Genomic DNA, 22,327 nt, shown 5'->3' with positions numbered 1-22,327 from the left:
TTAAGCCATAGACGGCATTGGTGGGGATTTAATTAGTTCCGTTGAACTGGCAAATCCTGCTGTGATAACCGAAATTAAAGATGCCAGATGTGTTTCGCTACAGTCTTTAAGTTTTTTTCTTATTGCTTTGTTGGTTGGTGAGTGAAATTCAACACGATCATTCTGTTCGTAACAGCGTATTAACCATGCTAAATCTTTCTGAGTTACGGGTGAAGAGAACAAAGAGCTCAGCCTGGAGGGTGCTTTAATCGATTTACTGAGTTGTGCCAGATCAACAGCAACAATTTTTCGGAGTTTCTCTCTTAGTAGGAGTGTTCCATCGATGTTTAACAAAAGATTATGTAAATTGACCCGTTGTTCTGGATCCATTAAAGCAATGAGCCGATCTTGAAAATGGTTTTCCAAACTCAGAAATAAAATTGGATATTTTATTTCTGTAAGCCAAGTTTTATCCTGCGCGGCTATTCTTAAGCGCAAAACATTAAAATCTCTATCTACATTAGCCTCATCAATTAGGCAAAATTGTCTAAGTGCTGTAAAAAACTCCAATATTGCCTCTGGATTAGGCCGGTCTTTCTTATATTTTGCTGCCATTTTCATGATGAAATTTTTTACTAATTCGCAAATAAATGCTTCGGGTTTTTTTTCAAAGTGCTCAAATAAACCATCGCTGCTGAAACCAAGCTCAATGTATTGCTTTACCAGGTCAACCCGATCCGTGCTGGGGTGGGTATTCCTGAAATCAAGAATCCTTTGTAGTGGGTTGTTAGCACCAAAAAGAGTCAATAAGAGAGGGGCCAGGGCAAAAAAATCACTGCTTTCTGAATAGTAGCCATCTAGAAGTTCGATAGCAAAATGTTCAAGAGTTCCTTGGGGGCATTGTGGATTACTAACGATAGGTTTCGAATAATCATCATCAAGATAGCATACATCAACTTGGCATATCATACCGTTAAGAGTTTTCTTTATTCTTATCTTGACATTACTGCCCTTGATATCACCATGTACAACTGAGGGGCCTAGGGTATTGTTATAATGCCTGCTATTTAATCCCTGAATGAGTTGCCAGGCCACATCGACAACCTGGAAAAAATTTAATTCCCTTAACTGTGGATTCTTTTCTCCCTCTGGATGGATATGAAATCCATCAATATATTCCATGATGAGGACGTCTTTACCTGCTAATTTCAGAGTAGCTATTTCTGAATCATAAAATTGGTAGGGGGATGGATGTTTTCCTGCTTCATAAAATTTCAGGGCAACTACCTGAGTTTTATCAAGAGTAATGTCTTCTTTTTTTACCCGGCAAGGTTTTAAGTCGGTTTGCGGGGAGCGTAATGTGCATTGATAACCTTTATAAACCGATCCACCCAATGGTTCAGAGTAATCGCTGGCATAATAAACAATTTTTCCGTTTTTCAGCTTAACTGGAAAGAGAACAAAGGATTGCTCACTATCCGTTTCCCTATCGCCCATAGAAGCCTTCGCCTTATTTATTCTGTGACGGTGAATACAGGGCAACTATTATATCATTTGCCCGTAAATCATGCATTAAAAATCACAAAAAGTCACAAAAAACAATCTTGTTGAGCATTATTTGTATCGAAATACTATACTCTAATTAACCTATTGAAGAAGATAAATAATCTTGTTGTTTTATTTTAATGCACTATATCTTTTCAATATTTTAACATTTTGTTTAATATTTGCTTAACCTTAAAGGATTAAGGTTGAAGAATAAATCTGTAGATCTAGTTGGATGCTAGGCTATCTACATTTGCTTCGCATCCAGATCTGAAATCTTTATGAGGAAGATGAAATGATACCTGCAAGCGAAGTGACTAAAGCACTTGATGAAACAAAAAAACGTAGCATTATTGAACAATATTTGAGGGGAAAATACAAGGAAGCCTTTAATCCTCACTGGCTGGATAATATGGATAATTATGGCCATTTAGCTAACGCCATTGACTTTTTCTATAATCTAAACAATGACAATTTAAATATTATTGCAATTGGTAGTGACAATTTAGAAACACGCAAAACGCATGAAGCACAATTTAACGAATTAGCACGATTATTGGACAAACTCGTAGTCTTCACTGGTGTTGCTCCACCAGTGGCGACTTCATTCAATGAGAGAGATGCTATTTTAGTCGGGCTGGACCTTAACCAACGGCTTGCGTCTCGTTCTTTACGAGACTTACATGCCCAAAGTAGCAATTTAGGGGTTGCTGAAAAATTGCTTAATGGGGATTTAGGTCCAACTGAATGGCTAGGGGAAGTTGATTTAGAGCGTCTCCTAATTAAGATGGGTGTCAAAGACAGAGTGCATATTACCCGATTAACTGCGGAAGATATCGGGATGGTTTTGCATTTTGAGAGAGTGAAACATGCCAATGCAACAGTGCCATATACGATTCCGTTACTTATAAATCGAGGCAGTACAGATTCATTACGTAGCCAGGGCTCTCATTGGACTTATGCGATGGTGACCGTTGATCCAACGGCCAATTCAGTAACTATCGCTTATCAGGATTCGATGGCTTTAAGTGGGACTGAACAAGGCATTTTAACTGCTGCAATCGATTATACAGATGGGCTTTATAGTGCCTTTCCTGGTGCAACCAAAACAGTTACTCCAGCGTCAGATAATTTGCAAAGAGATGGTTGGAGTTGTGGTTATCGTGCATTGAGGGGTTTATTAACTGCACCTGGTTTTCCAACGCATGGTGGTGTGACTGCGGGGCCCTCGTGGATTCAATTTACAGGAGCTGAAATAGAATCTTATGCTCTAAGAAACGCAGCTTACCAATTGTTATTAAGCGATTTGGAAATTGATCCAGACTATTTTGAGGCAATGAAACTCGATGATGAGGTCGTAGGATCCTCGAAGAGCGGTAAAAAATATGAGGTTGATAAAGAGTTTACCAAGCACTATATGGATTTGCTATTAGTTGGCGGCAGTAAAACCAAACCAGTAATAACTACGAACCATTTTGAAAAAGAATACCAGGCAATTCTCAAACAAATGAGAGGGAAAATAGAAACAGAACGTACTGATAGCATAGAGCGTCTTAATAAAAATATAAAAGCAGTCGTTGAGGCTAAAGATTTATCTCCTGATGCAAAAATTATTGCTCTTTTAAACGTCTACGCTGATGAATATGCCCAGATTCTAAAATCATCAGGTGGATCAGGTAGTAACTTAGGTAAATATCTTAAAACATTTTGTGAGAAAAATTTTGGTGTTGAGCTAGGTAAAGAGCAAAACTACCGCATAAAAAAAGATGGTTTAATGATGCGTGTCTTTAAGTCTCAGTTGGATGTGAAGCCTGAACACGTTGATGAAGAGAGCTTATTGCCGCCAGTGAAAAAAACTGAGATCGGAGTAACTGAAACCTCAAAAAGTACCCCTGTGGTTGGTTCAGAGAGATTAAGTGTCTCAACGACGGTTAGTAAATCAGTCGACCAGGTTGTTCGAAGAGATTTAAGTCAACCACAACTACGTACAGACAAAGAATTAACGCGTTTAGGCAGCATGTTTGGCAGTACACAGTTTTGTTATGCAGAAAAACCAGGTGGTGTAGAACCGGGTTTTAGAGCGATTGATTTGAATGCAGCGTTTTTTAAAGAGTTACAAAAAATTTTAGCGGAAGAAAATCTGCCTTCATTGGACAAACTCAGCCTCGAAGCTAGAGGTAGGCTTGCTGAATTAAGAGTAAGGCTTAGTACCGGCGATCTGGAAAAAAATCGTATTGATTTTGCTACTTTTATCAATGTTCATGTGTCAGGCCCTCATAGCAAAAGTGTAATGGATCCAGGGGTTCGATGGCTTTGTAATGAAGTCAAAGAGGCAGTTGCCAAAAATAATAAGCTAAGTGCCTGGATGTATAAACTTGATTATGCTGAAGGACAGAAAAAAAGAATTGATGCAAATAAAGAAGCAATAAGAGAGTTTGTGGGTACGCGGTTAGCGGGCATCTTTAGTGATCAAAACCAAAAGCAGGAAATAGCGTGGGTTAATAATGGTAAAAAAGGTGCTCATGCTTTATTAGCATGTGGTTGGAAAAATGGTTTACAGGAATTAAGGCAGTTTCTTCACGGTGGCGATGAGCCGGATTATAACGGTATTTTAGTCGAGGATAGAGATGCACCGATTAAACGTTCGAAAAATATTCCTGGTTTAGGTAAAAATTTAATTTTTGGAATTGCCATCGGTGATAGAGATGGGATGGGTAAAGAAGCCCAGAACAAAGGGTTTGCAGAAGGTGCTTTTTATGGTTTTGACTATGGTAAGCCTTATGAAGGTAATGGCGTATGCTCAAGTTTGAAAGATGATTTTTCATTTGAAGATACAGCGGCCAAAATGCCTGCAATCTTCAGGGGCTCTTCAAAAATTGGTATAGCTCGTCATTTTATGTACCGAAATTATAGTGTGTTCTACGATACGCCTTTATCTGACCGTATGTTAGGTGTCCATTTATTAAGAAAAATGATTACTGGCGATAATCCCAGTGAAGAAGTGATAAAAAGCTATCCTGGTTTAAGACAGGAATTAAACCGTATTCAAGAGCGCACACCCTCTGCAAAAAATTTATTAAATCGTTTGGCTGATATCAGGGCTGGGAGCGAAGAAGGAAGCAAATTACAAGGTCTGGTTGATACCTATATCGTGAAAATCAGTACAGGAAAACTGACTCCTTTTGCTGCCTATTTTGCTGAAATTAAAATTGATTTAATTAATGAAGCGCTGAAAAACAAGATGCCTTATGACGAGCTCGAGCAATATCTGACTTTTATTGGCGAAATGGAAGCGACGGCTGCTAAAAGTAATGAAAGAATTATAGAGGTGTTTCAACAGCGAGTGTTGTTGACTAGCCATGAAATTGATTTAATCGACAAGTTAGAGAAAATTTTCTCTCCCACTTCGGTTATGTCACATGATGGCACCGTTTTCCTTAATACGATGCGTTTTGATCCGTCAGATAAGAGAATACCCTTTGAATTAACGAGAAAAGAAAATGGTGATTATATCCTAAGTACTTCTAAACCAGAGGTTGCAGCTAAATTTAAAGAGTTATTTGGAATTGATTTAATTAAAAAGAGTGGTGATCTTTCGATTTGCACTGTACCACAAGAAGGAATGCTGAAATTAATGTTTGCAGCTGATGAACAATATCATCAAAAAAGAGAACAGCAGTTGATTAGGCCTACTTATGAACAGCAAACAATCCCTATGCTTGTTTCTTTAATGAATCATGGTGTGGGGCCTCAAAGAAGAGTTTCTATTGTACCTACATGGCATGAAGACGGTAGTTTGTCTCTTCGTGTTACGGCAAAAACACCCGATCAGATCAGAAAAATAGAAGAAATCTTTGGAGTAGAAGTCAACGCTAATGAAGCACAGTTAATTGAGGTTCCTCCAGAGGGCTTTATGGCACTTCAGAAAAAAATTGTAGTTGCCCATAAGGAAACAGAGGCAGTTGAGCTTGCGTTTATGGGAAGTTCTCGCCCTAAAACAGATGTTGTTAATGAGGAAATGTCGACGAGATGGAAGACACTTAAAGAAAAGGCTGCGATTGAAGAGCCAAGCACAAGCACCACATTATTACTTGATGAAAATAAAGCGACGTTAATTACACGAATGAAAAAATTAATTACTCATCTAGAGACCCAGGGACAACTTGAAGAAGCAATTGGCGATATTACCAGTTCTGCTGATATAGAAAAACTTATGTCATATAACGATAAAACGCTAACGACACCTGAGAATATTCAATGTATTATTGAAGATAGATTAAGTGATATTAAAGTTGTTCCCGAAGCAGTGGTAACGGTTGTTCCTACTACAACTGATAACCCAACTACGGAGAGAAGAACTACTTTATTTTAGGAATAACTGATAGGAGGTCACTATGCCCATACAAACTGTAGATCCAGCAACTCTAAAAGACTGGCTAGATAGAGGGGAAGCAATATTGATTGATGTGCGTGAACCAGAGGAGCATCAAAAGGAAAATATTCCAGGTGCTATTTCCCTACCTTTGGCAAAAATTTCATACCGAACATTGCCTGAGCTGGAGAGTAAGCGCCTCGTAGTTCATTGTGCTCTGGGCAAACGTGGAGCCCAGGCTTGTGAAAAACTCTTGGATGAAAACCCTGAACTTGATATTTATAATCTTGATGGTGGCATTACTGCTTGGCTGCAACATGGAAATAAAGTAAACAGAAATGAGAGTGAGTACTCATAATATGCACAGGTTTATAGCCCCGTTTGCAAGCAAACGGGGGAGAAACCTAGTGATGTCATCTTCATTTCAATGCGCTGATGTCATGAATTATGAGATCTGGGCATGCTCTTCTCTATAGCTGAGACAATTTTTACCATCCAGGGCCGTGGCGCTCGGTGAGCATCCTGGCTGTTGGGATATCACCATTTTCTGTTTCAGCAACTACTTCATCCTCCTCTTTGCATTTTTGCCACCGTTTCCAGAATTGTCCCTGAGTACCAAAGCACCGCATTTCTTGAGATTGGCTTGATTCATCGGCCCAAACCTCCTTGTTGGTCACATAAACTGTCGGGGTCATTCTGGAGGCTTCTGCTTTTGGATCTAAAATAGCATCACTGATTATTTTACGCAGGTGACCTCGTCTATTAAAAAGTAGTGACTCATTTTCAGTGATTTTTGAAGGAATACTTTTTCTTGATAACAGAGGGTTCGGCCTGGTGAATGAAAAATTTTTCTCATTAAATCCACTAAGATATTGTCGATCAAATCCATCTAAGGCATAACGCTCTATTGATGAATCACCGCTGTGCCAAAATTTTTGGTAAATTAAAGCTGTCGTGTTTTTAAGGGCAATATACCGTGCCTCAGATAATTGATTGCCCGGTTTATTATAATCTGGCAAGGCCTTTTTTAATAAATCAGCAAGTTCCTGCCCCCTCGTACCCATATCCCACAATGCATCAATCATTTTTAAAGAAACAAATCCCGGAGCTTCTTTCATTGCAAATTTTTCTTCGCAAAACTCATACAAAAACTGTAATAAACTAACTCTATCCTTTTCTTCTATAGCTTTAATTGCTTTTTGAGGCAAGGGGGGATTTCGGTCAATCTTTGCTTTAGGCAATTCATCTACCAAACCATGGGGACCAAGAATAAAATTTTTGCCTATTAGATAGGTACTATTCTCTTTTTCAGTTAGTAATTTTTTCTTTTCCAGGTAATTTGCTTTAAGCAAATTAAGTCTTGTAGTGATTCGATTGTATGCTTCCTGTTCTTCAACCGTTTTGTTTGAAAGACGCAATTGCTCATTGTAATTATGGATTGTTGGATTAAGCAGTTGATTTTTAAAAAACTCCAAGTCTAATGCATCTTGGCACTCCTGCAAGGACGCCTCAATACGGATGAGTTTTGCTTCAAATTTAGTAAATATCGGACGCATCTTATCGTCATTACCCCCCTGTAGTTTTATAATTTCATTTTTTCTGAATACATGATAAGGTTAAAGAGTTTGCTGATCAATTTGCAAATACAGTGATCACTGTGGGGAATTAAAAAATTCTAACGATACGAGGTAAAAAGTATCGGTTAATTTATTAGTATTTTTTGCTCTCTAGATATTGGTCATGGTTTTACTGCAGCTGCAAAAACAATTCATTAGTTTTTAATTTTCATACTGATTCTTACTAAAGTGGTAGAACAGCTTGATAACGCATTCACTAATATATAATAAATAAGTTGAATAATACGCTAACAAAAATCCGGCATAATATCAAAATGAAAGTGCTTATAAAAAACTGTTTTTTTATCTTCTTGGCTGTCGCTGTTTCAAATGCTTTTGCTCAGGAAAAGCTTATATTTGCCCTTGAGCTTATTCGACATGGTGATAGAACTCCTTTAGAGGAAATTCCTAACGCGCCACATGACTGGAAGAGGGGGGTTGGTGAATTGACGCAAAGGGGATGGTATCAGGAATTAGAGTCAGGCAGGGCTGCACGCAAAAAATATGTGAAGCAATATCACTTGTTACCGGCTAATTATAACCCAAGGCTAGTTTACGTACGTTCAACGGATACCAAACGCACCATTGCGAGCGCCAATGCTTTTTTATTGGGTCTTTACCCCTCAAAAATGAGACGGGGTAGTATTCCTGTGCATGCAATCAGTAAAAGTCAGGATAATTTGTTAATCGTTACACCGGGTAAAAATATCTTTTCATTAATCAAACTTTATTTCATTAGCCGCAAAGCCTGGCAAGAGCAAACCAGCTATAGGCAAGAAAAGTTAAGAAGGTGGAGGAGTATCACTGGTTTATCCTTGAAAAATTATCAGCAAATTGTTCCCTTGGCTGATAATTTATACATTCGTCGAATTCATCATGTACCCATGCCAAAGGGCATTAGTAATGATGATGCCAATGAAATTATTCAATTAGGTAAATGGGCAGTAGTTAACTATTTTAAGTTGAGGCAGGTTAGCTATCCTATGGGGCATTCGTTTCTTAATGAGACAAACAATTATTTTGTTAATGCTGTGGAGAAAAGATCATCTTTAAAATATGTATTACTCTCTGCGCACGACAGCTCTATTATGAGTGTCATGGCTACGTTAGGGGCTCCCTTGGAAAGTATACCGCCCTATGCCTCTCATGTTGATTTTGCTTTGTTTAAGAACAATAAAAATTATTATATTAGAGTAAGTTATAATGATAAGCTGGTAACGATTCCTGCTTGTGGAGGAACAGTTTGTTCTTTGTCCCAGTTTTATGTTTTGGCGCAAGCGACGAAACAGCAAATTGCTTAATTGGTTACCTGATGACGATAAATAGGGATGAGCCTGGTAATTCTATGCGATGATTTTGCCGTGATTGTTAAGAGGAAGATGCTCAACAAAATAGAAGTGATTGGAATATCTTATAATCACTAAGATACAGCTTAAGAAATTGACTTAATTCCTCGGCATTCTGATGACTTTATTTTACAAATTTAGGATTAACAACGATTGTTTTAACTATTATTGGTGGTATCGGTATATTTGGTATTGTGTGGGGTATTGCTCCTGGATGTTACTGAAAACCTGCTAGCCAGTATTTTTTATGTATACAAAACCCTTTCCATAATGATGACTTGATTGAGGTTGCTAGTGTAACTGTATGTGCAAGAAATTCACAATTCGTGCCGCCACTTTGATGAACCCGAATGGTCGTCAAATATAAATTCCCAATGCAACGGTTTTAAAAGCAACATTTGAGTGATGAATCTCATAAAATTCAAGAGCAAGTCCTTCAACCACGAGTTGTTGAAAAAGAGGAAAAGCCGAACGAATAAATTAGGCAGTATAGTATTTGGTGCTGAAACAAAAAAGGGAAAAGTACTTTTCCCTTTTTTATCATTTTAAAGAGAACTATTAACCGTGTGCGATTTCTCTTTGAACCGCTCTGGCTTGTTGCAGATGTTCAGCAACATGTGCGCGAGTAGCTTCTAATTGTCTTCTTAATTGTGGGTTTGTAGCTTCGGTTTTCAACTTGTGATCGATCATGTGTAAGGCTGCAGCATGATCTTTTACCATCGCGTTGATATAGACTCTATCAAACGCTTTGCCATTGAAGCGGTTTAAGGTAGCCATCTCTTGGCGGCCTTGTCTTTGGAGTGTGAGAGCAGTAGCACCTTTTTCTGGCGCAATACCTGTTCTCTGGCTCAGGCTTTGAGTTTCTTGCAAGTTTTGATTATGGGCTTTGTACATCCAGGCTGCGTAATTTTTCACAGATGGACTAGACGCTTTTCTTTGTGCCAATGTGGCAGCGGCCATTTCATTTTGATTAAGGACAACCAAACTACCAAGAATCTTGGCATCAACTTTCATTTGTGCAGGAGTAGCAGGCGCAGTTTGAGTATAACCATTAAAAGGAGAAGTGGCATTCCATTGTTGACATCCAGACGCCAACAGAACGGCACCTAAAGACATTGCTGATACAATCAATTTGATTTTCATATGAGTCCCTTATGTTTAGTGTCCTTGAGCTCCAATAGCATACAATATAAATAAGGAAAAACAAACTATGTGATTACCGGGGTGCAGGCATAGCCGAAACCCGGAATAAGGTATATGCTAATTGAAATCCCTGATTAGAGCCTTCGCTTTTCATCCAGGCTTGGGATCCCGCACTATTTCAACCGAGGCTACGTAATAGCCAATTGTTGCAATGCGTCATATTGCAATCGAACCTGAATAAGGTCAGGCCTTAAAACAGCGCTCATCGATTGATAGAAATCAATGGCAGAACGGTTCCATGAAAATGTGTGCCATTCCATACGGCAGCAATGGTGATTGGCAGCAATTTTGGCAAGTTGGGTTAAAAATTTTGTTCCTATCCCCTGACGTTGATAATTTTCTAACACAAATAAATCTTCCAAATACAGAATGGGCGCTCCGAGTGATGCTGCATAGGTGAAAAAATAAAGGGCATAACCGACCAATTCATTTTCAGTTTCGGCGACGAGAAGATTAAAATAGAGTTTACTACAGAAAGCGTGTTTAATAATTTTGTCCGTAGTTAATTTAACATCACCTACTGTCTTTTTTTCGTACTCAGCCAGTTTTAAAACGAGTAGAAGAATAGTTTTTACATCACTGAGTTTGGCTTTCCTGATTTTGATTTTCATTTTTTTATTTTGCTTATGGATTAAACCGGCAATTCGAAACATACCTTATAAAAATTTGCCCACAATTTCTATCGCATACGATTGTTGGTTATTACTAGTGCCTCTATTGTTAGCCCTGAGGAAAGCATTTACATTAGAAATATCATGTCTTGTTTCGGCACGTAATTCAAAATTCTTCAACAATTCGTAGCCAACAGTTAGCGTAACTTCTTTCCAAGTCTGGGCAACACCTGTGCGATAACCATTTTTATCAGAGAAAATTTCTCCGCGTAAAGAAGTGCGCCACTTTTCGTTAAATTTATAATTAAAATAGCCAGCAACACCCTGCCAAATTGCTTTTGCTATAGTACTGTTTGGAAGAGTGGCTCTAGTTTGTTGAGCACCATCATAATTCACTACGAAGCTTATTTTGTCAGTAATATTTAGTGTGGCAACAAGATCAATTAGAGTTCGTTGTCCTGTGGGGCCGTATGACGTATGCTCAGTGACACGCTGTTGGCCTGAATAAAGATAAGTGGCTAAAGAAAACATGGGGTTAAAAACATAGGAAGCACCAAGTTCGATGGTTTTACCGCGACTGGTATCTCGTATATTATCCCAGCCATTATTTAGTCCTCCTATCAAAGTGAGCTTGTTATTGGGAATATATGAAACCCGTAATCCTGTCACTGTAAAAGGTTCAGCATATCCCCAAAGAATAGAGCGCGAAAAATTGCTATCATTGTAAGAAAAGAGATTCTCAGCACCTGCCAATTCAATAAAAGCTCCAGCCATCAATGTTAAGGAAGTAGCATTATATTGCAGATAACCTTGAGGAATTGCGAAACCCATTTCCTGGGAAGGATCACTCCTAAGCCAGCCATAAGGTGCAAAAATCTGAGCATCACGGCCAACTACTGGTGTTAGTAAGCCGCCAAAGCCTTCTTGTGGTTGATAAGCCAGAGTCATACCAGTTTGCTGGAGTGTGAGTCCATTTTTCTTAATATCAAATACCCGATCATAAGTTCCACTGATAAATTGATTACTTCGCAATAAATAATTGTAAGAGCCGTCAATGTATCCAAAAACTTTCCAATTATTTGTTAAAGTATCAGCTGTGCTTTGGGGTGGCGATTGAGAATCATGCAGTTGGTTTGCAGTGGCAATTGATATCAAAGATAAATTTATTATTAAAAGCAAAATGATGTTCATATTTTATCATATTGCCTCAGGTCTTAGCGGAAGTGAAAAGCGAAAAGAAGCCCCCTTATTTTCAATGTTCTCTACCCAAATATGACCTCCATGTGCTGTAATTATTTTTTGGCAAATTGTCAGACCTAGTCCCAATCCATGCTCAGATATGACTTGTTTTCCACGATAAAATTTTTTAAATACCTTATTCTTTTCCTGAGGGATAATTCCTGAACCAAAATCCTCGATACTGACAACAATCTTTTCTTGTGTTGCTTCGAGTAAAATATGGATCGGAGATTCTGGTGGAGAATATTTGATAGCATTATCTAATAAATGGAGCAGGACTTCTTGAATCAGTTTACTATCTATCATAACGAGAGGAAGCGTTTCTGGAATATCGATATGAATACGCCGTTTGTGAATAGATTTTTTAGAGTGCTTTATGACGGAGTCGATAATTTTTTTTAGAGAAGAGAGATTTTTTTTCAGTTCAATCTCCTGAGTTTCTAATTGGATAATTTGAAAAAGATTATTATTCAATCTATTGAGCTTATCGATTTCATGATCGATATTTTCTTCTATCTCCCTCACTTTTTTCCCTTCTATTTTTTTTAGACGATTAACTGTACTAATCACTATTTTTAAAGGAAAGCATAAATCATGAAAAATAGACTTTAGCAGGGAGGTTCTAGCGTCATCTCGTTCAACTTCCAATTCCCTCTTTCTTGCTTTTTCATGCAAATAATCAACTTCTAGAGCCAAAGCCATTTGATTAATATAAGATTCTAAAAGGCCTCTTTGTTCCGGTGCGAGCAATTCTTGATTCAGTGCCTGGATTCTTAAAACACCGATAGAGCCAGATGAACCCAATAGAGGCAGATAAAGTGCGTTGGAAAATGATAAGGTCTCGGTACCCAAACCAGCAGGTTGCCCCATCTCATAAACCCATTCTGCAATGCCTTGCTCTTTACTATCCAGTTTTTGTTGTGAAGGATAGCCAGAGCGCACTGCAAGATTTTTCTTCCTCGGAAGTAATACCATGACTTTGCCATTAAAAGCATTCGCAATATGTTGCGTTCCTAATTGAAGTAGTTTATCAACTCCACGTGTTCTCGTAAGTTGTCGACTAAAAGTATAGAGGGCGCTTGTTCGTCGCTGTGTAAGACGTGCCGACTCAGCTTGGCGACGCATGAAGATAGTCAGATGACTAATAATTTGAGTAACTATTAGCATCACAACAAGGGTAAAAAAATATTCTATATCAGCGACCGCAAAACTAAAAAAAGGAGATATAAAGAAAAAGTCGTAAGCTAGAACACTTAATACTGATGCCAGAGTGGAGGGGCCTATTTTTCCAAAAAGGGCAACTATTGTGACACCCAATAAATAAACCATGACGAGGTTGCTTGCTGCAAGAAAGGGATAAAGCAGGGCATTGACTAAAGTTGCTAAAGTCACAATGCCCAAGGTAATACCATAGATTTTCCATGGTATTGGGGAGCTTATCTGCTTTTTTTTAACTGTACTCTCAGAGGGTTTACCTGTAATAATATAGACATCGATTTCGCCGCTATGACGAACAATTTCATCGGCTAAATTGCGGCGGAACCAACTCTGCCAGCGAATGAGAATATGCTTCCATATCATAATCAGAGTGACATTTTGTTCGCGGGCAAAACTCACGATTTCTTTAACAATATCAAAGCCCACTAAGATATGTGTTTCTGCACCCAATAACTCTGCCAACCGTAAATTTTTAATGGCACGGCGACGTTCATATGCCGTTGATCGCAAATGAGGTATATCAATATAAACAGCTAGCCATTCTGCTTGCAAACTATTGGCCAGTTGTTTTGCTGCACGGATTAATTTTTGTGTTTCCGGTTTGGGCCCCACACAGACAAGTATTTTATCTTTGACAGGCCATATTTTTTGTATACCTTCGCCTTGTCTATACCACAAGACGTCCGAACCTACCTGTTCTGCCGTGGTACGTAATGCCAATTCCCTTAAAGCAATTAAATTTCCCTTGCGAAAAAAATGTTCGCGGGCAAACTCGGCTTGCTGTGGGATATAAATTTTTCCTTCTTCCAGGCGTTTGAGTAAATCTTCAGGAGGCAAATCAACTAACTCAATCGTATCAGCACTTTCAATCATGGAGTCAGGAACAGTTTCTCTGATCGGAGCCTGAATGATTTGGGTGACATCGTCTTTTAAACTCTCAATATGCTGCACATTAAGAGTGGTATAAACATCAATGCCACGCTCAAGCAATTCTTTGATATCCTGCCAGCGTTTTTCATGACGTAGCCCAGGAGCATTCGTATGGGCCATTTCATCGACTAAAATAATTCCCGGATGTCGTTGCAATGCGCTATCAAGGTCAAATTCCAAACAGCGCTTGCCGCGATAAAGAACTGCTTTTCTAGGCAAGATTTCAAAGCCATGTAACAGGCGTTCTATATCTTTTCGTCCATGCGATTCTGCAATGCCTACGATAACATCGAGATCCTGACGACGTTTTTCATGAGCATCCTGAAGCATTTGATGAGTCTTGCCAACTCCAGGTGCAGCTCCCAAATAGATTTTAAGCTTACCGCGATTCCCTTGTTTTTCTTCTTTCTGGGCACGCCGCAATAATTGCTCAGGATTTGGACGTGAATCGACCATCACCTGTCCTTAAATTATCCAGAGCAAGATTTAATTGCAAAACATTAACTCGTGGTTCACCAAGTATTCCCCACGTACGGCTTTTAATGTGACTGATGATCAATGCTTGCAATTCCTTTTCAGGAATATGGCGTGCCTCAGCAACACGTGTTACTTGATAGAAGGCAGTATAAGGACTAATTTCAGGATCAAGTCCACTACCTGAAGTGGTCACTAAATCAACAGGAACTAATTGATTGGTCTTTGGGTTAAATGTTTTAAGCTGTGTTACCCGATCTTTAACAGTAGCTAAAAATCTGGGATTGGATGGACCGCTGTTTGAGCCTAATGAAGCACCGCCATTATAGGGAAAAGGGGTAGTTGCAGAAGGTCTGCCCCAAAAATAAGCAGGTGAAGAAAAGGATTGTCCAATTAGTCGAGAACCAATAATCAATCCATTTTGTTGAATTAAACTTCCATTTGCCTGCGTAGGGAAAAAAAAACTGGGCAAGGCCAGTGACAATAAGCGGATAAATTAACCCGGTGAGAAGCATTAGTGAAATAAGTAGTATTAAAGCTGTTTTCATTTGGTTGACTGCTGCTTTAAACATCGGCTCCTCCTTATGCTAGACCCAATCCTGATAAGAGCAAATCAATCAGTTTAATCCCAATAAAAGGCACAATTAAACCGCCTAATCCATAAATAAGAACATTGCTTCGCAACAACCTGGCTGCTTCAACATGATGATATTTCACGCCGCGAAGTGCAAGTGGAATAAGAAAAATAATGATAAGCGCATTGAAAATGACTGCTGATAGGATAGCACTTTCAGGTGTGGTTAAGTGCATAATATTTAAGGTATTTAATGCTGGATAGGTGCTCGCAAATGCGGCCGGTAAAATTGCAAAATATTTTGCAATATCATTGGCTATACTAAAGGTAGTTAAAGAGCCTCTCGTCATTAGCAATTGTTTACCTATTTCAACGACTTCAATTAACTTAGTAGGATTGGAATCCAAATCAATTAAATTACCAGCTTCTTTTGCCGCCTGTGTACCTGTATTCATCGCAACAGCTACATCAGCCTGAGCTAGGGCAGGGGCATCATTGGTTCCATCACCTGTCATAGCAACCAAATGGCCTTGTGCCTGTAAACTGCGGATGAGTTTAAGTTTTTCCTCTGGTTTGGCATCGGCTAAAAAATCATCGATACCTGTCTCTGCGGCGATTGCTGCTGCTGTTAATGGATTATCACCAGTTACCATGATTGTTTTGATTCCCATGCGCCTGAGTTGAGCAAAACGTTCACGGATACCACCTTTGATAATATCCTTGAGGTGAATGACTCCCAATATCTTTTTCTCTTCGATTACAACAAGCGCTGTTCCACCTTGGCGAGAAATAATCTCAACACTTTCTTGCACTGAATTTGGAAAAGTGCCACCTATTTCTTGAGCATACTGTTCAATGGCTTGCGCTGCTCCTTTACGAATTTGCCGACCCGGTAAATTCGCTCCACTCATTCTTGTTTCAGCAGTAAATGGAATAAAGGTCGCACCTAGTTTAGAAATATCGCGGCCACGTAATCCATATTTCTCTTTAGCCAAAATGACGATACTACGTCCCTCTGGTGTCTCGTCAGCTAATGAGGCTAGCTGTGCGGCATCAGCCATCGCTGCAATGCTTACTCCGTCTGCAGGAATAAATTCAATTGCTTCGCGATTTCCTAAGGTAACCGTACCCGTTTTATCTAATAATAGAACATCGACATCACCTGCGGCTTCAACTGCACGCCCTGAGATAGCAATGACATTGGCTTGAATCATTCTATCCATGCCAGCGATGCCAATCGCTGAAAGCAAACCACCAATGGTTGTGGGTGCCAGACAGACAAAGAGCGCTATTAATACAGTGATAGTTACCACTTTGCCTGCTTTTGCTGATATCACACCGTAAATAGAGAAAGGTAAAAGCGTAGCGCAGACTAATAGAAAGACAAGAGTTAATGCTGCGAGTAAAATAGTCAGTGCTAATTCGTTAGGTGTTTTCTGGCGTTTGGCACCTTCCACGAGGCCAATCATTTTATCTAAAAAAGTTTCACCTGGATTAGAAGTAATACGCACGATGAGCCAATCTGAAATAACTTGCGTTCCCCCTGTTACCGCACTGCGGTCACCGCCGCTTTCGCGAATGACTGGCGCACTTTCTCCCGTGATAGCACTCTCATTAACAGAAGCAATCCCTTCAATGACTTCACCATCGCTAGGAATGAAATCGCCTGCCTCAACGAATACGATATCGCCACTACGCAGGAGTGCGGATTGAACTAAAGTAATTTTTGCGCCTTTAACTGGCTTTGCCAATTTCTTTGCCTGTATTTCACGGCGGGCTTTACGTAAGGCTTGGGCTTGTGCTTTGCCGCGGCCTTCTGCCATGCTTTCGGCAAAATTAGAAAAAAGGATGGTAAACCAAAGCCATAAGGTAATTGCTAAAATAAATTTTGGCGAGGCTTCGCCTTCTCCAAATAACGCCTGGATAAACAGCATGGTTGTTATCAATGAACCGATATAAACACAAAACATGACCGGGTTACGAATTTGATGAAGAGGTGCCAATTTTAAAAACGAATGGCGTACGGCTGTTTTTATGATGCCGAAATCCCATAGGGAAGATTGATGTGTATTAGCGCCCATGCTGTCCCCAAAGTATTAGTTGCTCAACTATTGGTCCTAGAGCCAATGCTGGAAGGAAAGACAGTGCACCGATGAGAATAGTGACACTGATAAGAAGAAGAATAAAAAGAGGTGTGTGCGTAGCCAAGGTTCCTGAGCTGGGGGGCCTTATTTTTTTACCTACCAGAGAACCAGCAACAGCTAAGGCTGGTATTGCAATCCAGAAGCGTGAAATCAGCATCATTAAACCCCCCAGCAGATTATAAAAAGGGGTATTCGTATTGAGCCCGGCAAAGGCGCTACCATTGTTATTTCCCATCGAAGTGAATGCATAGAGAATTTCACTAAATCCGTGTGCTCCAGGATTACCGATCGAACTTACTCCCATTTCAGTAACAGAGCCTACTGCTGTAGAAAGCAAGACTATAAGAGGCATAATTAAAACTGCAATGGAGGCCATTTTCATTTCATAAGGTTCAATTTTTTTACCTAAATATTCAGGTGTTCTTCCAACCATAAGGCCTGCAATAAAGACTGTAATAATGACAAGCATTAACATGCCATACAAACCTGAGCCAACACCGCCAAAGATAACCTCGCCCAAATGCATCATCCAGAGAGGTGCAAATCCCCCTAAGGGTGTATAAGAATCAAGCATGGAGTTAACCGAGCCGTTGGAAGCAGCAGTGGTCGCTATGGACCAGAGAGCAGAACTAACTATTCCAAAGCGGGTTTCTTTACCTTCCATATTACCGCCAGGATAATTATCAAATTGTGCTCTTTGCTCAACCCCTAAAGATGAGATGGCTGGATTTCCTGCTTGTTCTGCAATGACTGTAAAAATAACGAAGGGAATAAATACAAGATACATCGCGGTTAATATAGCCCATCCTTGACGTCTATCATTAACCATGAGCCCGAAGGTATAACAAAGGGCAGCAGGAATCAGCAAAATAGCAAGCATCTCTAAAAAATTAGTTAATGGTGTAGGGTTTTCAAAAGGATGCGCCGAATTGACATTAAAAAATCCACCACCATTGGTACCCAATTGTTTAATGGCAATTTGCGAAGCAACAGGGCCCATAGGGATGACTTGTGTTTTAATTTCTGTTGGTGTTTGCTCAGCGTGATAATTAATTGGTTGTAGTAAGCTAACAGTCTGATTAGGTTTAAAATTCTGAATCACGCCTTGTGATACCAGAATGACTGCAAACAGCAATGATAATGGCAGTAAGATATAAAGAATCGCTCGAACGGTATCTACCCAAAAATTCCCCAAATGTTTCGTTTCACGACCGGTGATGCCACGGATTAGCGCAATCAAGAGAGACATGCCTGTAGCCGCAGAAAGAAAATTTTGGCTCGTAAGAGCGAGCATTTGCGTTAAATAGCTCATTGTTGTTTCCCCGCCATAGGATTGCCAATTGGAATTGGTAGCAAAACTGGCAGCAGTATTAAATGCCAGGTGTGGGGAGGGCGCTATGAATTGCTGTGGATTGAGGGGAAGATAGGCTTGCAAGCGTTGGATTAGATAAACGGCTAATAAGCCAAATAAGTTAAAAACGAGCATAGCAGAAAGATAGCGTTTCCAATCCATCTCTTGCCTGGGTTTGATACCGCTAAGTCGATAAATGAATTTCTCAAGCGGGGCGCCAATATGGTGTAATCCCCAAGCTTTACCTTCATAAACGCTGGCTATGTACCAGCCCAAAGGTTTTACCAGGGCAAGGAGGATTAACAGGTAGAAAAAAATTTGTAATAAACCTATCTCAGTCATAGAGTCCTTTCCTGCTGGCATGCTCAAAATCAAGCCATAATCACTCAAGCGAGCAAACTATAAAATAATCCTCTAAAATACCTCTGGTTTGAATAAAACAAACAGTAGGTAAATCAGTAGGGCGAGGGTAATTAACCCACAAATCAGGTATGTGATCATCGTTCGCTCTGGGATAATGAATCAAAAAAGTTAATTAAGGCAAGACAAAGACCGAAAAAGAGCAGAGTCATGCCAATGAGTATAAAATCCATCGTGATTTATCTCACTCTAATAGTGTTCACTTGTTACAAAAACAAAGGCCTAAGGTTTTCCAGCATAGATCAAAAGAGGTTCTTTATAAAGAAGAATTCTTTGATAAGTTTCTGTAGTAGCTGTTGCTAACAAACTTATCTTTCACTATTAAGTAACTGCAAACTCACTTAGCTCAACAGGCTTTATAAAGAGAAGACTCATACTCAATTTCCTGTAAGCAATGACAAAAATGAGAGGTACTCTAAATTTCCGAATTGATCGCGTAAAGATTGGTCAAACTATCCTGATCCCTTAATGGGTATTCCTATTTCCTGAGTAAGCGGGGAGCTGGTTTAATATTTACTTTGTAAATCAAGGGATTGGTTAAAAAACAGACTCCACCTTCGCGAAAATAATAAAAATTCAAGTTAACAGCAAAACTTAAAATAATAAAAAAAAGCTATTTTTTGTTTCATACACAGCAATAAACTTACATCATTTCTAGTTTGCATTTCAACTAGGCTTTTGAGGTGGAAATTTTCCCTTTTACAATTGTTGTGTTTACTTCATAATTGCCAACTATTTTTGAAATTTAGAGGGTTTCGCTGTCATATTTTCATTAGCGAAGCATCTATGAAACCATAGGGATATATTTATAATTTAGAGAGATAACATGACTAATATATTAGAAATTTATGAAGAAATTCATTCCAATTATGAAACATTTTTGGTTACTAAAAATCCCGGTCTGTTGGCAGCCAATATACGGTTATATGAACGAGTAGATCAACGCGCCCTTAAATCCTTCTTGGCAACAGCCATGGCTCACCAGGTTGAGGAATGCAATCAAGCATTGTTAATAATCGGGAAAAGTTATATAGCGTATGCGCTTGCGATGAAAGCGAGTGCTACACGTAAAGCGTGTTTTCAACAGCTTAAAGAAGCCGATGAGTGCTATAAAATAATTGGCAAATATACCCGCTCTTTCCCTTATACCAGTATGACACCTTTACTTTCAAATCAGTTAATGGAAGCAGTTTATAGAAAGGAAGAGATTAAATTCCGTAGAGCAGAAATTTTCTTTCACTATGCTAAAAATTCTCCTCAGGTAGTCCCTGAGGCATTAAAAAAGATTATAACTGTAGGGAAGAGTTTTTCTGCTCTTTTAAAAAAATCTTATAAGGATGAGGCGATTCAACAGCAATTAGGATTTGATAATAAGTTTATAAGCTCTGTTGATGAATTAATAAGTGACGCAATGAGTTTATTAGAAAATAGGATGGGCGATGAAGCAAATGTCCCAAAAAGAAAATCTCCTCCTCAACCTTCACCTCAAGTCCGGTCTAAAGAAGTACCTAAATCTATTGTTAAAAAAAGAAGAATCGATGAGTTACAGGACTCCGCCTCTGAACCATCAACAAATACTGATGTTGGGTTGGATAGGATTGATGCCACAGACAATACAAGCAATACGCAAGAAAGAGCTTCTTTCGTTATTCAGTCAACAGCGCCTTTTCGAGAAAAGGCTTCCGACAATTATCCTACAAAAAAATCTTGGATTCTTTCCCGATTTTTCCAATTTCAGCCGCCACCAGCTTCAGTAGATAATCAAGAAGAGTTTGTTTCTACTTACGAGGTATAAATATTTTATTGATTACAAACAGAGTGATGCAAATGGAACGTTTGCATCACCTTGGTGGATTTTGAATAATTATTATCTAAAGACCTCGCCTAACGGCTCAGAAAGTGCGCCTTTGGCGCTTATTTAATTCCCCGACTGCGCCTATGGCAAATCCTTATGCTGTTCCCTTTTATTGCTATTTGGGTGCTGAAGTCATTGCAAATTATGATTCATCCCAAGAGGAAGTGAGAGTCATGTCCTGTTATTTACATGATTGACTCGTCATTATAAAAAAATACTCTTAGTCAAGACTGTTTTTTTATTATTTATTTGTTTATTATCACCAGCGCAGTAGGTCTTTTTATTTCCTCTAATATCCTGTGGATAATTCTTTGCTCTTCCCGACTATTTTTTGTAAAAGAAATGCCTGTTTTAAGAGGTCACCCTTAGCCTATAAGGAACAGAGGTATTATTTTCTTTAGTTGGGGGATTGAATTTATCCACAAAATCTGTGGATAAAAATGTGTATAGACTGTCAAATCCTAATGAACTAAAGCGGTTAAAAGGATGCTCAACAACTAGCCAGTGAAACCATCATAAAAAATAAAAATATTAATCATCTTTGGCTGTTTTTCTTTGCTTTCGGTTAGCTAGGAATCGGGTTAATTTAGGCTTCCAGGTAAAGTAGGCGCAAAGAGCAAAATAGCTAAGTATCCATACAGAAACAGGAACAGGGGCTGCGTTAGTACGTAACGACCAACTTAATAAGACAATAAAAAAGCTTTTTATGCAGGCGAGGGCGCCATTTTCAATAAAAAGAATACCAAACGTTTTTTGTGCATCTAAAGGATTATGTCTTTTGATCACTGTAATGATTCTCCGTTATGTGAGTTGTTGCATAAAACGCTTTTTGAATCAGTTCTGAACTTTTATGCAGTACTTCTGAAATAGCGATAACTAATTCTTTATGTGCTTGTCTTAACTGACTAAGTTCTTCAATTGTATGGTCCAAACTGCAAAAATTATTGATTAATTCATTTCTTTTTTGCGAAAGGAGCTTGTATTTATTGTGTTCTTTCTCTAATTCAACTTTGTAATTCATAATTCAACACTGTTACTACGGCTTATAAACTGAGCGATGGTATCAATGCTGGTTATCAATTTCAATTTGCAAGGAATACATTATATCACATTTGTTTAAAATTTACACAAAAATATAAGGAAGAGTATTCCTGAGGTCATTCTTTGTATAAAAATAACTATTGGCTTGTGGAAGATTAGGTTAATCAAAAAATCAAAGGTGATCGAGTAAGTTGGTAGTATATGTGATATTAAGTCTGATTATTTTGATAATCAGACCTAATATAATTATAGTATTCATAGTATTCAATGATAGAAATTAAGCGTATATTGGCGTTCTTCATTGAGGTATTTATGAAAGTACAAAAAATCAAACTGAGTTCTTATCATGTCACATGGATAGTTCTTGATGATAATCACTTGCCGATTAAACCGATTACTGAGTTTGTTC

At 38.8% G+C, this 22,327-nt stretch carries 16 protein-coding genes; 4 read left to right on the top strand and 12 right to left on the bottom strand.

What is annotated here, in order from left to right:
- On the bottom strand, positions 1–1,476 hold the full coding sequence (locus Lfee_RS14665) for a protein kinase domain-containing protein (RefSeq protein WP_058447728.1): 1,476 nt from the start codon (positions 1,474–1,476) through the stop codon (positions 1–3).
- Positions 1,477–1,819: 343 nt separating this feature from the next.
- Here Lfee_RS14665 and Lfee_RS14660 point away from each other — a divergent pair, with 343 nt between their 5' ends.
- Positions 1,820–5,896 (top strand): hypothetical protein, encoded by a 4,077-nt coding sequence (locus Lfee_RS14660; RefSeq protein WP_058447727.1) that lies wholly within the window; start codon positions 1,820–1,822, stop codon positions 5,894–5,896.
- Positions 5,897–5,918: 22 nt separating this feature from the next.
- Positions 5,919–6,254, top strand: coding sequence for a rhodanese-like domain-containing protein (locus Lfee_RS14655; RefSeq protein WP_058447726.1), 336 nt, complete (start codon positions 5,919–5,921; stop codon positions 6,252–6,254).
- A 130-nt stretch (positions 6,255–6,384) separates the two neighbouring features.
- Here Lfee_RS14655 and Lfee_RS14650 read toward each other — a convergent pair whose 3' ends face one another.
- Positions 6,385–7,452 carry a hypothetical protein gene (locus Lfee_RS14650; RefSeq protein WP_058447725.1) on the bottom strand — a complete coding sequence of 356 codons (1,068 nt, stop codon included), beginning with the start codon at positions 7,450–7,452 and terminating at the stop codon, positions 6,385–6,387.
- Between the two features lie 335 nt (positions 7,453–7,787).
- Between Lfee_RS14650 and Lfee_RS14645 the strand changes: the two genes are divergently transcribed.
- On the top strand, positions 7,788–8,813 hold the full coding sequence (locus tag Lfee_RS14645; RefSeq protein WP_058447724.1) for a histidine phosphatase family protein: 1,026 nt from the start codon (positions 7,788–7,790) through the stop codon (positions 8,811–8,813).
- A 603-nt stretch (positions 8,814–9,416) separates the two neighbouring features.
- Here the strand turns inward: Lfee_RS14645 and Lfee_RS14640 are convergent.
- The 8 genes from Lfee_RS14640 to kdpF all read right to left on the bottom strand — a co-directional run bounded on the left by Lfee_RS14640 (position 9,417) and on the right by kdpF (position 19,103).
- Positions 9,417–10,001, bottom strand: coding sequence for a DUF4142 domain-containing protein (locus tag Lfee_RS14640; RefSeq protein WP_058447723.1), 585 nt, complete (start codon positions 9,999–10,001; stop codon positions 9,417–9,419).
- 188 nt (positions 10,002–10,189) lie between these two features.
- Complete coding sequence (locus tag Lfee_RS14635) at positions 10,190–10,672, bottom strand: GNAT family N-acetyltransferase (protein WP_058448042.1); 483 nt, start codon at positions 10,670–10,672, stop codon at positions 10,190–10,192.
- Positions 10,673–10,717: 45 nt separating this feature from the next.
- Positions 10,718–11,863: an outer membrane beta-barrel protein gene (locus Lfee_RS14630; RefSeq protein ID WP_058447722.1), complete on the bottom strand. Its 1,146-nt coding sequence runs from the start codon at positions 11,861–11,863 to the stop codon at positions 10,718–10,720.
- 6 nt (positions 11,864–11,869) lie between these two features.
- On the bottom strand, positions 11,870–14,515 hold the full coding sequence (locus Lfee_RS14625) for a sensor histidine kinase (protein ID WP_064088278.1): 2,646 nt from the start codon (positions 14,513–14,515) through the stop codon (positions 11,870–11,872).
- Positions 14,490–15,005, bottom strand: a complete 516-nt coding sequence (gene kdpC, locus Lfee_RS14620; RefSeq protein WP_242604144.1) for a potassium-transporting ATPase subunit KdpC — start codon at positions 15,003–15,005, stop codon at positions 14,490–14,492. The genes Lfee_RS14625 and kdpC overlap by 26 nt, the downstream gene beginning before the upstream one ends.
- Before the next feature lie 110 nt (positions 15,006–15,115).
- Positions 15,116–17,188, bottom strand: a complete 2,073-nt coding sequence (gene kdpB, locus Lfee_RS14615; protein WP_058447721.1) for a potassium-transporting ATPase subunit KdpB — start codon at positions 17,186–17,188, stop codon at positions 15,116–15,118.
- A complete protein-coding gene (gene kdpA / locus Lfee_RS14610; RefSeq protein ID WP_058447720.1) occupies positions 17,178–18,944 on the bottom strand; it encodes a potassium-transporting ATPase subunit KdpA in 1,767 nt (588 codons plus the stop codon). Before kdpA ends, kdpB begins: the two co-directional genes overlap by 11 nt.
- Positions 18,945–19,016: 72 nt before the next feature.
- On the bottom strand, positions 19,017–19,103 hold the full coding sequence (kdpF, locus tag Lfee_RS17930; protein WP_082646665.1) for a K(+)-transporting ATPase subunit F: 87 nt from the start codon (positions 19,101–19,103) through the stop codon (positions 19,017–19,019).
- A gap of 745 nt (positions 19,104–19,848) precedes the next feature.
- Here kdpF and Lfee_RS14605 point away from each other — a divergent pair.
- A complete protein-coding gene (locus Lfee_RS14605; RefSeq protein ID WP_058447719.1) occupies positions 19,849–20,817 on the top strand; it encodes a hypothetical protein in 969 nt (322 codons plus the stop codon).
- A gap of 591 nt (positions 20,818–21,408) precedes the next feature.
- Here the strand turns inward: Lfee_RS14605 and Lfee_RS14600 are convergent.
- Both Lfee_RS14600 and Lfee_RS14595 read right to left on the bottom strand, forming a co-directional pair.
- The gene (locus Lfee_RS14600; protein ID WP_058447718.1) at positions 21,409–21,663 is read right to left on the bottom strand and encodes a hypothetical protein; all 255 of its coding nucleotides are present in this window, start codon (positions 21,661–21,663) and stop codon (positions 21,409–21,411) included.
- Positions 21,647–21,898 carry a hypothetical protein gene (locus Lfee_RS14595; protein WP_058447717.1) on the bottom strand — a complete coding sequence of 84 codons (252 nt, stop codon included), beginning with the start codon at positions 21,896–21,898 and terminating at the stop codon, positions 21,647–21,649. Before Lfee_RS14595 ends, Lfee_RS14600 begins: the two co-directional genes overlap by 17 nt.
- Positions 21,899–22,327: the final 429 nt, after the last annotated feature.

The organism is Legionella feeleii, assembly GCF_001467625.1.
GTDB lineage: Bacteria > Pseudomonadota > Gammaproteobacteria > Legionellales > Legionellaceae > Tatlockia > Tatlockia feeleii.
This window is presented reverse-complemented; position numbering and strand designations above follow the sequence as displayed.